The sequence below is a fragment of the Hymenobacter segetis genome, assembly GCF_038448715.1.
Taxonomy (GTDB): domain Bacteria; phylum Bacteroidota; class Bacteroidia; order Cytophagales; family Hymenobacteraceae; genus Hymenobacter; species Hymenobacter segetis.
The window spans coordinates 175,731-190,288 of record NZ_JBCEVZ010000002.1 but is presented as its reverse complement, the minus strand read 5'-3'; the positions used below and the strand labels follow the sequence as shown (position 1 = coordinate 190,288).

At 60.8% G+C, this 14,558-nt stretch carries 11 protein-coding genes; 10 read left to right on the top strand and 1 reads right to left on the bottom strand.

Features of this window, described 5'->3' with window-relative positions:
* The first annotated feature begins 6 nt into the window (after positions 1-6).
* The 9 genes from AAFH49_RS01790 (at position 7) to AAFH49_RS01750 (ending at position 11,514) form a co-directional block, all read left to right on the top strand.
* A complete protein-coding gene (locus tag AAFH49_RS01790) occupies positions 7-3,474 on the top strand; it encodes a SusC/RagA family TonB-linked outer membrane protein (protein WP_342295535.1) in 3,468 nt (1,155 codons plus the stop codon).
* A 21-nt stretch (positions 3,475-3,495) separates the two neighbouring features.
* Positions 3,496-5,001: a RagB/SusD family nutrient uptake outer membrane protein gene (locus AAFH49_RS01785; protein WP_342295533.1), complete on the top strand. Its 1,506-nt coding sequence runs from the start codon at positions 3,496-3,498 to the stop codon at positions 4,999-5,001.
* 56 nt (positions 5,002-5,057) lie between these two features.
* On the top strand, positions 5,058-6,185 hold the full coding sequence (locus AAFH49_RS01780; protein ID WP_342295532.1) for a LamG domain-containing protein: 1,128 nt from the start codon (positions 5,058-5,060) through the stop codon (positions 6,183-6,185).
* A gap of 91 nt (positions 6,186-6,276) precedes the next feature.
* Positions 6,277-7,488 (top strand): glycoside hydrolase family 130 protein, encoded by a 1,212-nt coding sequence (locus tag AAFH49_RS01775; RefSeq protein ID WP_342295530.1) that lies wholly within the window; start codon positions 6,277-6,279, stop codon positions 7,486-7,488.
* Positions 7,489-7,655: 167 nt separating this feature from the next.
* Positions 7,656-8,939, top strand: a complete 1,284-nt coding sequence (gene fucP, locus AAFH49_RS01770) for an L-fucose:H+ symporter permease (protein WP_342295529.1) — start codon at positions 7,656-7,658, stop codon at positions 8,937-8,939.
* A 38-nt stretch (positions 8,940-8,977) separates the two neighbouring features.
* Positions 8,978-9,907: an ROK family protein gene (locus AAFH49_RS01765; RefSeq protein WP_342295528.1), complete on the top strand. Its 930-nt coding sequence runs from the start codon at positions 8,978-8,980 to the stop codon at positions 9,905-9,907.
* 48 nt (positions 9,908-9,955) lie between these two features.
* Positions 9,956-10,456, top strand: coding sequence for a cupin domain-containing protein (locus AAFH49_RS01760; RefSeq protein ID WP_342295526.1), 501 nt, complete (start codon positions 9,956-9,958; stop codon positions 10,454-10,456).
* A gap of 57 nt (positions 10,457-10,513) precedes the next feature.
* The gene (locus AAFH49_RS01755) at positions 10,514-10,996 is read left to right on the top strand and encodes a hypothetical protein (RefSeq protein ID WP_342295525.1); all 483 of its coding nucleotides are present in this window, start codon (positions 10,514-10,516) and stop codon (positions 10,994-10,996) included.
* A 200-nt stretch (positions 10,997-11,196) separates the two neighbouring features.
* The gene (locus AAFH49_RS01750) at positions 11,197-11,514 is read left to right on the top strand and encodes a hypothetical protein (protein WP_342295524.1); all 318 of its coding nucleotides are present in this window, start codon (positions 11,197-11,199) and stop codon (positions 11,512-11,514) included.
* 234 nt (positions 11,515-11,748) lie between these two features.
* Here AAFH49_RS01750 and AAFH49_RS01745 read toward each other — a convergent pair whose 3' ends face one another.
* Positions 11,749-12,981, bottom strand: coding sequence for an NADP-dependent isocitrate dehydrogenase (locus tag AAFH49_RS01745; RefSeq protein WP_342295523.1), 1,233 nt, complete (start codon positions 12,979-12,981; stop codon positions 11,749-11,751).
* Positions 12,982-13,352: 371 nt separating this feature from the next.
* On the opposite strand from AAFH49_RS01745, the gene AAFH49_RS01740 reads away from it, so the two are divergent.
* Entirely contained in the window at positions 13,353-14,549 is a 1,197-nt protein-coding gene (locus AAFH49_RS01740) for an aldose epimerase family protein (RefSeq protein WP_342295522.1), read from the top strand.
* Positions 14,550-14,558: the final 9 nt, after the last annotated feature.

The window sequence follows — 14,558 nt, the reverse complement described above, 5'->3', positions numbered from 1 at the left end:
CCACCTATGGCACTTTTTACGCATTCCCTGAAGCTGCTGCCGCTGATGCTGGCCGGCAGCCTTGGCACGGCCCACGCGCAGGCACAGCGCCCGCTCATGGCCATGCTCAAACCCCCGCAACAGCCTGAGCCGGCGGTTAATCGGCCGAACGCCCGGGGCACTTCGCTGGAAAGCCTGTTGCAGGAAATGAAGACGGTGCACCATGCCTACTTTCTGTACCGCAGTGAGTTAGTGCGGGATAAGGTAGTCAATCTTGATGCGATGACGTTTCGCAGCTGGGAGGATAAGCTGACGTATGCCGTGACAATGAGCGGCTTGCGCGTGGAGAAAACGGACCGGAATGTGTACGTCATCTCGATGCCCAAGTCTTCTGCCCCCAACCTGCAAACGATTGGGGGCAACAACGGACCCAGTGCGTCCAACTGGGAAACGGCCGGGGCTACGAGCCCCCAGGCCGTAACGGTACGCGGCCAGGTAATCGGCCCGGATAAAGCACCCATTCCTGGCGTGACGGTACTGGTGAAAAACACCACTAATGGCACCACCACCGACGCCGACGGCAACTTCACCCTGAGCCTGCCCGAGGCCGACGCCACGCTGGTGATTTCGGCCATTGGCTTCGTGACGCAGGAAGTGGCCCTGCAAGGCCGCACCACGGTGAACGTGGCCCTGCAAACCGATGTGAAGGCGCTGGAAGAAGTGGTGGTACTGGGCTATACGACGCAGAAAAAAGCCGACGTGACGGTGGCTGTGTCGCAGATTGACCAGCGCGACATCAACAGTATTCCGGTGACGGGCGTGGCCCAGATTATGCAGGGCAAGGCGGCCGGCGTGGCCATCACGCAGGCCACCGGCGCGCCGGGCGAGAATATTTCCGTGCGGATTCGCGGGGTGGGCACCATCAATGATAATGACCCGCTCTACATCATCGACGGCGTGCCGACGAAGGACGGCATCAACCAGATTTCGCCCAATGATATTGAATCCATCAATATTCTGAAGGATGCGGCGGCGGCGGCCACCTACGGCGCACGGGCCTCAAACGGCGTGGTGATTGTGACGACCAAGCGTGGCAAAACCGGCAAGCCCCGGCTGAGCCTGAGCGCCTATACGGGCGTGCAAACGGCGTCGAACCTCATCAAAATGGCCAACACCAGCCAGTATGTGAACGCCTTCAACGTAGCGGCGAAAAACGACGGTCGCGGCCAGATTCCGGCCGCGCTGGCCGCCACCCTGCCCGACGTGAACTGGCTGAAAGAAGTGCTGAAACCCGCGCAGCAGTACAACGTGCAGGCCGACGTGAGCGGCGGCGGCGAAAACTCGCAGTACATCGTGTCGGGCAGCTATTTGAAGCAGGACGGGTTGATTCAGAACTCGTCGTATGACCGGTACAACCTGCGCACGGCGGTGAACAGCACGTTGTCGAAATACGTGAAGGTGGGCACCAACGCTAACCTTTCGTACTCGAAAACGCGGCAGGTGGGCACCTCCGGCGACGGCTTTGGCGATGGCAACCCGGGGGCCAGCATCGTGCGCTACGCCCTGTTTCGGACGCCGGCCACGCCGGTTTATAATGAGCAAGGTCAGTTCGTGGACCTGCCGAAGAACAACGGCGTGCTAACTGCGAACTACTTCGGCGACGGCATCAACCCGGTGGCGCTGGCCGATGCGGCCGACCGCAATTTCTACCGCTACGCGTTGCTGGGCAATGCCTTTGTGGAAATTACCCCCATCGAGCGCCTGCACATTCGGTCCGACTACGGCGTGACGTTCCGCATCACCGATTTCAAGCAGTTTTTCAAGACGTTTGGTATTGACCGGTCGTTCAACTCACCGCCCCAGCTGGGCCAGTCCAACACCAACGAATTCAACTACAACTGGACCAACACCGCTACTTACGACCTGCTGCTGGGTAAGCACACGTTCAATTTCCTGCTGGGCACCGAGGCCATTAAGAACAACGTGCGGTCGCTGTCGGCCTCGCGGCGTGGCTACGTGGACCAGACGGCCACCTTTCAGTACCTGGATAGCGGCATCGGCATTCAGCTCAACGGTGGCAACGAGGCGCATAGCTCGTTGCTGTCGGCCTTCGGGCGACTAGGCTACGACTACGACGGGCGCTACCTGGCCAGCTTCAACTTCCGCACCGATGGCTCGTCGCAGTTCCTGCCCGGCAATCGGACGCAGACGTTCTTCTCGGGCTCGCTGGGCTGGAACCTGATGCAGGAGCGGTTTATGAGCAACATCACGGCACTGTCGCAGCTGAAGCTGCGGGCCAGCGTGGGCCAGCTCGGCAACTCGGCCATCGGCAACTACCCCTACGCCTCGTTGGTGAGCACCACGGGCTATTATCCCTTCGGCGGCGTGTCGACGCAAGGGCTGAGCATCGTGTCGAAGGGCAACCCGCAGATTCGCTGGGAGACCAGCACGCAGTCTGATGTGGGCCTCGACGTGGGCCTGCTGAAAGGCGCATTGCAGTTCACGGTGGACTACTTCGTGAAGAACACCTCGCGTGTGCTGCTGAACCTGCCGCTGCCCAGCAGCGCTGGCAACGCGGGCAACCCGCCCAGCAACGCCGGCAACATCCGCAACCAGGGCCTGGAGGTGGAGCTGAGCTACCGCAACAGCATTGGCAAGGACTGGAGCTACGGCGTGACGGGCAACATGGCCACGCTGCGCAACGAGGTGGTTTCGCTGGGCCAGGCCCAGCCCATCGTGGGCGGGCGCATCGATACCAAATACTACGCCACGCTCACGGCCATAGGCCAGCCGGTGGGCTCGTTCTACCTGCTGCAAACCGACGGCATTTTCCAGAACGCACAAGAGGTGTTCACCCACGCCTACCAGGGGCCGGGTGTGCAGCCGGGCGACATTAAATTCAAGGATATCAGCGGACCGGACGGCGTGCCCGACGGCGTTATCGACGGCTACGACCGCACCTTCGTGGGCAGCCCGATTCCGACACTTACTTACGGCCTGACGGGCAACGTGCGCTGGAAGAGCATCGATTTGAGCGTGTTCTTTCAGGGCATTCATGGTAACAAGATTTACAACCAGGTCAACACCGACATAGAAGGCTTTTACCGGTCCTTCAACCTGACCGAGCGCGCCGCCACCAATTACTGGACCGGCCCGGGCAGCACCAACGAGTTTCCACGCCTGTCGTGGACCGGCGCTACCAATAACAAGCAGCCCTCCACCCGCTACTTGGAAGACGGTTCCTACCTGCGCCTCAAGAACGTGCAGCTCGGCTACACTTTCGGCGATAAGCTGCTTGCGCCGCTGCGCATTTCGTCGGTGCGCTTCTACGCCAGCGTGCAGAACCTGCTCACCTTCACCAAATACACCGGCCTCGACCCTGAACAGGGCACCAACAGCAACTCGCTCGGCGACGGCGTGCGGGCCACCGGCATCGACTTCGGGACTTACCCCTCGGCGCGCACCTTCACGGTGGGCATCAACGCGGGCTTCTAACCACTTGGCAAGCAAATTATCATGAAATTCCCACCCATTGCCGCCGCCCTGCTCGCCACGCTGGCCTTTGCCACGGCGGGCTGCGATAAATTCCTGGACCAGCCCGTGCTGGGGCAGTACGAAGCCGGCCAGTTCTTCACCTCGAACACCAACGCCGTGCTGGCCGTGAACGCGGCCTATGTGCCCCTCTCGTTCCGCGACGCGGCCGCGAACCCGCTGTGGGTGCTGGGCGACGTGGCCTCGGATGATGCCGTGAAAGGCAGCAACCCCGGCGACCAAACCGATTTCGAGAACATCGACAACTTCAATATTACGCCCATCAATGCGGCAGTGGAGGCCATGTGGAGTCGCTACTACGACGGCATTTTTAAGTGCAATGTGGTGACCGACGGCCTGCCCGCCTCCAACACCGCCGTGAGCGCCGACGTGCGCCAGCAGGTGCTGGGTCAGGCGCAGTTTCTGCGAGCCTACTACTACTTCCAGCTCACCACCATATACGGTCGCATTCCGCTGCGCCTGAAGGTGGAAACGCCCGAGGAGCTGCAAAGCCCCGCCCGCGACCAGGCCGACATCTACGCCCAGATTGAGCAGGACTGCGCCGCCGCCGCAGCCGCCCTGCCCAACGTCTGGCCCGCCGCCGCCGACCTGGGCCGCGCCACCAAGGGCGCGGCGCTGGCGCTGCTGGCCAAGACGTATTTGTACGAGAAAAAATACGCGCTGGCCGCCAGCACCGCCCAGCAGGTAACGGCCCTGGGCTACACGCTGCTGCCGGTGCAGGCCGACAACTTCCGGGCCGCCACCAAGAACAACGCCGAAAGCATTTTCTCGGTGCAGCACACCGCCGGCCTCAGCCCCGGCCAGGGCAACAACCTGAACCAGTGGTTTGCCCCGCGCCAGCAAAACGGCTATGGCTTCTTTTATCCCACCAAAAGCCTGGTGAACAACTTCGAGAAAACTGCGGCCGGCGTGGTCGACCCGCGCTTGGATTACTCGGTGGGCCGGTTCGGACAGTCGTTTTTCGGAATCCCGTTTGATACCACCTGGAGCACCACCACTTTCCTCTCGAAGAAGCACTTGCAGCCGCTGAGCGAGGTGCCCGCCACCACCCGGGGCGACGGCAACCTGAACTTCCAGGCCATCCGCTACGCCGAGGTGCTGCTCATAGAGGCCGAGGCCACCAATGAGGCCGGGAACCCCGCCGCCGCACTCGGCCCGCTGAACAAGGTGCGCAAACGGGCCCGCGAGAGCTACCTCAACGACCGCACCCTGCCCGGCTACGGCACGGTGCCGGCCGGCCTGCTGCCCGACATCACCACCACCGACCAGAACCAGCTGCGCGACTACATCCGCCGCGAGCGCCGGGCCGAGCTGGCCCTGGAATTTCAGCGCTTTTTCGATGTCGTCCGCTACGGCGAGGCCTATGCGAAAGCGGCGCTCAGCAACCAGCCCAATTTCAGCTACGCCCGCCACCGCTTCTTCCCGGTGCCGCAGAGTGAGCGTGATACCAACAAAAAACTGGGCCTGTAGCCCCTGCATTACCTTTTTTCTTCATTCCCAATCTTCACCATTTTCAAAACCCCACCATGAAAAATTCCAAAGTTTTACTCTTTTTTCTGGCCCTGCTGCTGTTCGGCGCAGTGTCGGTCATGTCGTCCTGCTCCAAGAAAGACGACACCTCCACGCCCACGCCTACCGTCGACAAAGCCGCACTCACGGCCCTGATTGACTCCGTGAACTTGGGCTACACGGCCGCCGTGGAAGGCACCAAGCCCGGCACCTACACCGTCGGCTCGAAGGCCACGCTGAAAACGTCGATTGACTTGTCGACCGGCGTTAAGAACGACGGCGGTGCTTCGCAGACTTCCGTAACTGCTGCCGTTGCCAGCCTGCGGCGGGCGGTAGTGGTGTTCAAGAACAGCCTGATTCAGGAAGTATCGGCCGCTAACCTGGTGGCGCAGTGGAAGTTTTCCGGCAATGCCAACGATGCTACGGCCAATGGTAACAATGGCACCCTGAAAATGGGTTATATCAACGACCCCGCGGTGGTGGCTCCGGCAGCTCCCGTGAAAAAAATGGGCACCACCCTGCCAACCATGGTCCCCGACCGTTTCGGTCGCGCCAACCAGGCTTATGATTTCAATGATGGCGCCTACATCGAAGTGCCTTACAAACTGGCCCTCAACCCACAGGCCATCACCATCAGCGCCTGGGTGAAACGGAATGGCAGCAACTCCGACAACTACATCGTGTCGCTGGACCGTTGGAAAGCCTATAAATTCCAGCTGCAAAGCGCCGACAAGCCATTCCTGACCGTCACGACTACTACCGGCGGCATCGATAAGGATGCGGAATCCGGCGTGGTGGGCACCAGCTGGACGCATGTGGTGACTACTTACGCGGCCGGCACGATGAAATTCTATATCAACGGGGTGATGGTGAAGGAATGGACGGGCCTGAGCGGCACGATGAAAGCCACGCCGGAGCCAACGCCGCTGGCAATTGGCCAGCAGCTCCCCAACGGTTTCTACGATAAGGCAATTGCGGGTGGTCAGACGACCACGGTCAACGGTGCAACGGTGCCCGATGTTGATTACTACAAATTCTACGGTGCCGGCTTCTTCAAGGGCCAGATGGATGACATCCGCATCTATAACCGCGCCCTGACCGATGCCGAAGTAAATTCCATCTTCACCATCGAAAACACGCTGTAACCGGCGCGTTGGCTGCTTTTTCGTCTCCCACCGTTCCATTCCCCGGAATGGTGGGAGATTTTTTTATCCCCTACCTAGTCCCCGCAATCGCATGACTCGCTTCGATTTCTCCACCAACCGCCGCCTGGCCGGCAGCGCCGCCACGCTGGCTTTGGCCCTGCTCATGGGCTGCAACGGTACCGACCGCGGCACCCCCGCCGTGACCGACACGCCCGCCGCCACCGGCCCCGACAGCTGGCAGCTGCTCGACTTCGTGAAGGCCGACACCGATAACCCCATCATGGGCCCCAGCGCGGTGGGCCAGTTCACCGACCCCATCCTTCAGCAGCCCATCAAGTGGGAAGAGAAGGACGTGTTCAACCCCGCCGTGGTGGTGAAGGATGGCAAAATCTTCATGCTGTACCGGGCCGAAAACCTGGTGACGCCCAGCGTGGGCAAAACCTCGCGCATCGGCCTGGCCAGCAGCACCGACGGCATCCACTTCACCCGCATGGCCACGCCCGTACTGCACCCCGACAACGACGCCCAGAAGAAGTGGGAGTGGCCCGGCGGCACCGAAGACCCCCGCGTGGTGCAGGACGACCAGGGCACCTACTACATGACCTATACCGCCTACGACGGCGACAAGGCCCGCCTGCACATCGCCACCAGCACCGACCTGTTGCACTGGACCAAGTACGGCAACGTATTCGCCCAGTTCAGCGGCGGTAGCTACGTGAGCAAGTGGACCAAATCGGGCTCCATCGTGTCGCGCTACGAGGACGATGGCCGCATTGTGGCCACCAAAATCAACGGCAAATACTGGATGTACTGGGGCGACGCCCAAATCTGGCTGGCCTCTTCGGACGACCTCATTCACTGGACGCCCGTAGAGATGGCGGCCGGCGAAAAGCCGCCCGTGCCGCTGCGCGCCCAGGCCCTCACCATGCCCAATTTGAAAATCGTGCTGCCCACCCGCGAAGGCAAGTTCGACAGCGACCTTGTGGAGTCCGGCCCGCCGGCCATGATTACCGACCAAGGCATCCGCCTGATTTACAACAGCCGCAATGAGCCTTCGTTTGGTGATAAAAATCTGCCCGTGGGCACCTACTCGGCCGCCCAGGCCCTGTTCGACAAAAACGACCCCAGCAAGCTCCTCAAGCGCATGGACAATTATTTCATGCGGCCCGAAAAGCCTTACGAAACTACCGGTCAGGTAAACCAGGTGGTTTTCCTCGAAGGCCTGGCCCGCTTCAAATCGAAGTGGTTCATGTACTATGGCACGGCTGATTCGAAGATTGCCGTGGCGGTGCGGCCGCAGTAAAAGGGTATAGTCACCCCGCGTTTCTGTCATCCTGAGCGTAGCGAAGGACCTTATCACCGCTAAACAATTAGCACGAGTCCAGTTGCAGCAACCGTGATAAGGTCCTTCGCTGCGCTCAGGATGACAGAAACGTATTAATTTCCTCCCCAATACCCATTCCCACCCATATGCAAACCACTGTGGCCATCAGCGCCCCCGAAAAAGTCCCGTTCACCGAGAAGAAATACATCCCGACGCTGGTATTCGTCTCGTCGCTGTTCATGCTCTGGGCCATTGCCATCACTATGGGCGACGTGCTGAACAAGCACTTTCAGAACGTGCTCAGTGTGAGCAAGGCGCAGTCGGGGCTGGTGCAGTTTTCCATTTTCGGGGCCTATGCTGTGATGGGCATTCCGGCCGGCCTGTTCATGAAGCGTTTCGGCTATAAGCGCGGCGTGCAGCTGGGCCTGGGGCTGTATGCGCTGGGAGCCTTCCTGTTCGTGCCGGCGGCCAATGCCAGCTCGTTCACCTTCTTTCGGGGGGCGCTGTTCATTCTGGCCTGCGGGCTGGCCACGCTGGAGGCCGTAGCGCACCCCTTCATGGCCGCCCTCGGACCGGAAAAAACCAGTGACCAGCGCCTGAACTTTGCCCAGTCGTTCAATGGCCTGGGCGCGGTGATTGGGCCGCTGCTGGGCAGCTACTTCATTTTGAGCGGCGTCAACTCGCACGTCAATGGCGACCTGACTTCGGTGAAAAGCCTGTACTTGGTCATCGGCAGCGTCATTCTGGTTATTGCCGTGGCCTTCTCATTCGTGAAAGTTCCGGCCTTGCAGGACGTCCACGCCGCACCCGCGCCTGCCGAAACCGAAGCCGGCTACTACTCCGGCACGGCCGAAGAAGTGCCGCAGGCCAAGGGCCTGTTCGGGCACAGCCACTTCCGCTGGGCCTGGCTGGCGCAGTTCCTCAACGTGGCAGCGCAGGGCGGCACCTGGGCTTTCTTCATCAACTACGGCGTCGAAAAAATGCACTTCACCGACAAGGTGGCGGGCGGCTATTTCTCGCTGTTCATGGTGATGATGATGAGCGGCCGTTTCGTGGGCACGTTCCTGATGCGCTACATCGCGCCCAACCGGCTGCTGGCCGCCTTCGCGCTGGCCAACGTGCTGATGTGCGTTATCGTGGCCCAGAGCTGGGGTTGGCCTTCGTTCATCGCCCTGCTGCTGATTAATTTCTTCTTCAGCATCATGTTCCCCACCATTTTCTCGCTGGGTATTAAAGAGTTGGGCCCGCACACGCAGCAGGCCTCATCCATTCTGGTGATGGCTGTGGCGGGCGGCGCGTTTTTCCCCTACCTCATGGGCAAAATCGCCAACCACGACATCGCGGCAGCTTACTACCTGCCCATCATCTGCTACGCCTTCATCGCTCTGTTCGGGGCGCGGCTCTACAAAGTGTCGCACAAAGCTGTCTGATTTCTAATGCCCAATACAAGGGCGCATTCACAACCTGCATGAACGGTTTTCAACGCGAAGAGAAACTCTGGGGCCTGGACCTGGGAGGTACTAAAATTGAGGGCGTCGTCCTCAAATCAGCGCAGGAGCCGGAGGTCCTTTTCCGCGACCGGCTACCCACCGGTGCGGACAAGGGCTACGACCATGTCCTGAGCCAGATTAAGCAGCTGGTGGGCCACATGGAGCAATCCGTGGGCAGCAAAGCCACCAGTCTGGGGCTGGCCACGCCTGGCACCCTGGTGCCCCGCACGGGCCTGATGAAAAACAGCAATGCCCTCTGTATCAATGGTAAGCCGATGAAGGCCGACCTGGAAAAGCTGCTGGGCATCCGCATCGAAATGGCTAACGATGCCAACTGCTTCGCCCTGGCCGAAACCCGCCTGGGCGTGGTCAAACAGCAGTTTCCCAATGCCAAAGTAGTGTTCGGCATCATCCTAGGCACGGGCGTAGGCGGCGGGCTGGTGGTGAATGGCCACGCCCTAGAAGGCTTCCACGGCCTGGCCGGCGAGTGGGGCCACAATTTCCTGGACGAAGCCAACGGCCCACTCTGCTACTGCGGCAAAACCGGCTGTAACGAAAGCATCCTGGCCGGCCCTGCCCTGCAACGCTATTACGCCACCCTCACCGGCCAGTCCCGCTCCCTGAAGGAAATTACCGAGCGCGCCGCCGCTGGCCTCGACCCCGCCGCCGAAGCCACCATGCAGCGCCTGGTCAGCTACTTCGGCCGGGCGCTGGGCACGGTGGTCAATATCGTCGACCCCGACGTCATCGTCATCGGTGGGGGCGTGGGCAATATCGACCGGCTCTACACCGAGGGCGTGAGTCAGGTGGCTCCTTACGTGTTCGACCATGTATTTGAAACGCCGGTAGTCAAACCCCAACTGGGCGACAGCGCCGGGGTATTTGGCGCGGCTTACCTAGTCGCGTAGACGAACCTGCTGCCCGCATTTTTCTCGCCTTTTATTCTCCGTTGCCATATGGAAAATCTGACCAAACAAGAACTGTTTCAACAGACCGCGACCCGCCTGAATGAGCAGGGGTTCAAAATTGCGTCACAGGATGAAGCCCGACCCTGGGGCGGTTTTTTCGTCATTGACGAAACCCAGGCCCAGGCCTTTGCTGACACTTATTTCGAAGGATTATCGGCCGATTCGCTGCGCATTGCCGGCAAGCTCAGCCCGAAAATCCTGATAGTGGCCCCCGAGCAGCGCCTGAGCTGGCAGTACCATCACCGCCGGGCCGAAATCTGGCAGGTGGTGCAGGGCCCCGTGGGCGTGGCCTTCAGCGACGACGACGAGCAGGGCGAAGTGAAAACATACCAGGCCGGCGAGCGCATCATCCTGCGGCAGGGTGAGCGCCACCGCCTCATAGGCCTGCAGAACTGGGGCATCCTGGCCGAAATCTGGCAGCACACCGACGCGCAGAATCCATCGGATGAAAGCGACATCGTGCGGGTGCAGGACGACTTTGGGCGCTAGCAACCCCGGCCCGGCCGCCGGAGTACCTTTGCCGTTCATATTCCAGCAACCCTCCTGATGAACGGTACCGAACCGGCCAATCCCAGCGCTTTCGACAAAGCCCGCACCGGGCTCTGGACCAGCCTCCAGAAGCACCTGACCACGGTTTATGCCGCCGAAAGTGCCTTTGTCAAGGCCGTGGCTTTCACGGATAGTTTCCCCTTTCCGACCTCGGCGGCCAGCGAGCAGCAGCTGTTCGATTACGAGCAGCAGCGCCGCGCCCTGCGCGACCTGTTCACCGACGAAACCGCGCAGCTCGATACGCTCGTGAAGGCCATTCGCCAGAAGGGCTACGCCGAGGACGAGAAGAAGCAGCTGTACCTGTTGTTGCTGGGCTACATGGACATTGCCGCCACGATTTTCGCGCGGCTGCACACCCAGGTGCCCGCGCGCCAGCCCAAAGACGAGGACCTGGAGGAAACCACCGACCGGTTTGCGCGGGTGCAGAAGTTCGCCCGGCTCAATATCAAGGGAATTGCGGGATTATTGGGTGGTTTCTGAGGCGGGGCGTGGGGATGTTAGTCGGTAGACTCGGCGGCTTGGTCGACGGTTGAAAGGGAAGGAGTTGAGGTAAGTTATTGTGAAGTAGTTGATTGATAGAAACGCGGGTTTTGGCCCTTTCTGGCCTTGGCACAGCGCTTGCGTTTGGAGAGACAGACGCCGTCACAATCTCCATTCACTCTTCAACTTTTCTTTTCGTCATGAAAACCTCCCTGCTTTCGCTCCTCGCCACCGGCCTGCTCTTCGTTGCCACCGCCGCCTCGGCTGCTCCCGCTTTCGACCACGATAAAGACCCACGCCGCCTGTCGCCCATCGAGCGCTCCCGCTACGAAGCTGCCCAGCGCCAACAGGAACAACGCCGCATCGCCCTGGAACGGGCCCGCTACGAAGCCAACCAACGCCGGCTAGAGCAGGACCGCGCCCGCCTCGCCGCCCAGCGCGAAGCCGCCGAGCGTGCCCGCTGGGAAGCCCAGCACCGCAACAGCCGCGACCGTAGCTACGGCTACAACCGCCGCTAATTAAGTCCGCTTAGCATTTGACGCAGCCCCGGATTTCGCAAGAAATTCGGGGCTGTTTGCGTCTGCGCCGGTCCGACCGCCCTAGGCGGTCGGACCGGTTGTCGTTGTTTACCAGAACGTGCTTCCTTCAACCGGTCGGACCGCCTAGGGAGGTCGGGCCAGCGCTGCCGTTTATCCACAAAAAAAATCCCCGCCGGTCAGGCGGGGATTTTTCTTGCAAAGCAGTCAGAAAACCTACTTAGCCAGCTTGGCTTTCAGGTTCTCGTCCAGCGCTGCCAGGAACTCCTCAGTGTAGAGGTAGTCGCGGCCGTGCTGCACTTTGTTGCCGTGGATGCAGACGGCCAAGTCCTTGGTCATCTTGCCGCTTTCCACGGTCTCGATGCACACGGCCTCTAGCGCGTGGCAGAAGTCGATGAGCTCCTGATTGCCGTCGAGCTTGCCGCGGAACTCCAGGCCACGCGTCCAGGCGAAGATGCTGGCGATGGGGTTCGTAGAGGTGGGCTTGCCTGCCTGGTGGTCGCGGTAGTGGCGCGTCACGGTGCCGTGGGCGGCTTCGGCCTCCATGGTGCCGCCGTCGGGCGTCACGAGCACGGAGGTCATCAGGCCGAGCGAGCCGAAGCCCTGGGCCACGGTGTCGCTCTGCACGTCGCCATCGTAGTTTTTGCAGGCCCACACAAAGTTGCCATTCCATTTCAGCGCCGAGGCCACCATGTCGTCAATCAGACGGTGCTCGTAGGTGATGCCGGCTTCCTTGAACTTGGCGAGGTAATCCTGCTCGTAAATCTCCTGGAAGATGTCCTTGAAGCGGCCATCGTACTTCTTCAGGATGGTGTTCTTCGTGCTCAGGTACAGCGGCCAGCCTTTGCTCAGGGCCTGGTTGAAGCAGGCGTGGGCAAAGCCACGGATGCTTTCGTCGGTGTTGTACATGGCCAGGGCCACGCCGTCGCTCTTGAAGTTGTACACCTCAAACGACTGCGTTTCGCCGCCGTCTTCGGGCTGGAAGGTGATGGTGAGCTTGCCCTTGCCTTTGGTTACGAAGTCAGTAGCGCGGTACTGGTCGCCGAAGGCGTGGCGGCCGATGCAGATGGGGGCCGTCCAGTTGGGCACCAGGCGGGGCACGTTGCTCATCACGATGGGCTCGCGGAACACGGTGCCGTCCAGGATGTTGCGGATGGTGCCGTTGGGTGATTTCCACATCTGCTTCAGGCCAAACTCCTTCACGCGCTCCTCGTCGGGGGTGATGGTGGCGCACTTGATGCCCACGCCGTACTGCTTGATGGCGTTGGCCGAGTCGATGGTGACCTGGTCATTCGTCTCGTCGCGGTACTCGATGCCGAGGTCGTAGTATTTGATGTCGAGGTCGAGGTAGGGCGTGATGAGCTTGTCCTTAATGAATTTCCAGATGATGCGCGTCATCTCGTCGCCGTCGAGCTCTACTACGGGGTTGGCTACTTTGATTTTGGTCATTTCCGCTATTGGTTTATCGTTTGAGTTGGGTTCAGTGTGTACGCTGGCTTTTCCAGTTCGACAACAATATTAAGGGAGGAAAGCGGGGTAGCCCAACGCGGGCAGCTCACGGGCCGCTGCCGATGGTGCGTTTTAGGGCATTGGGGGACGTTTTTTGGAGGGCATAAGATTTTGGCTTTGTACTTGGTAGGCTTTCGCTATATTTGTTCACACAATCGATTGTGTGGGCGATTGATTTCTTAGACCCAGCCGCCCACGCCTGGCCCTAAAACAAGGCGTAGCACCCATTTCCGCTTGCGCCAATAGTAGCCGCTGGTCCAGGAAGGCAGCCGAAACCATCCGCTTTAGCTTCACCTATTCATTCCCCACCCATGATTCCATTTCGTCGTTCCGGGCTGCTGGCCGTAACATTGCCCGGTCTGCTGTTGCTGGCCGCCTGCGGGTCCAATCAACCCGCAGAGCAATCCACCACGACGGCTCCGGCCGCCGATTCCACCCAAACGAAAGTCGCTGCCATGCCCACTTCCGCTTCCTTCGGCAAAGCCCTCGACGGCACCGAAATCCAGTTCTACACCCTCACAAACAAGCAGGGCGCTAAGGCCACCATCACCAACTACGGCGGTACCCTCGTGGGCCTGATGATGCCCGACCGGGGCGGCAAAATGGGCGACGTCGTACTCGGGTTCGATAACGTGAGCGACTACCAGAGCCCGGCCTTCCGCAAGGCTAACCCCTACATCGGCGCGCTCATCGGTCGCTACGGCAACCGCATTGCCAAGGGCAAATTTACCATCGACGGCAAAAGCTACCAGGTGGGCGTGAACAACGGCCCCAACTCGCTGCACGGCGGCAAAGTGGGCTACGACCAGAAAATCTGGGAAGCCACCCCCGGCACCTCGCCCGACGGCCAAACCCTGACCCTGAAATACCTGAGCAAGGACGGCGAAGAAGGCTACCCCGGCAGCCTCCAGATTACGGTGGTCTACACCCTGACCGACGCCAATGCCCTGCGCATCGACTACACCGCCACCACCGACAAGGCCACGCCCGTCAACCTCACCAACCACGCCTATTTCAACCTGAGCCACGGCGTGAGCAAGGACATTCTGAAGCACGAAGTGACCCTGCCCGCCGACCGCTATACCGTAGTGGATGCCGGCCTGATTCCGACCGGCGAGCTGCGCCCCGTGAAGGGCACGCCCTTCGACTTTACCACACCCCACGCCATCGGCGAGCGCATTGCGCAGGTGCCCGGCGGCTACGACCACAATTGGGTGCTGAACGCCGAAACCGGCCAGCACCCCGCCGCCACCGTGTACGACCCCACCTCGGGCCGCACCTTGGAGGTGACCACCGACCAGCCCGGCATCCAGTTCTACACCGGCAACTTCCTCGACGGCAGCCTCAAAGGCAAAGGCGGCACCGTGTACGGCCTGCACGCCGGCTTCTGCCTCGAAACCCAGCACTTCCCCGACTCGCCCAACGAGCCCAAATTCCCGAGCACCATCCTCAAGCCGGGCGAAACTTACCACACCACCAGCACCTACACCTTCGGCGTGCGGAAGTAGGTGTAGCGC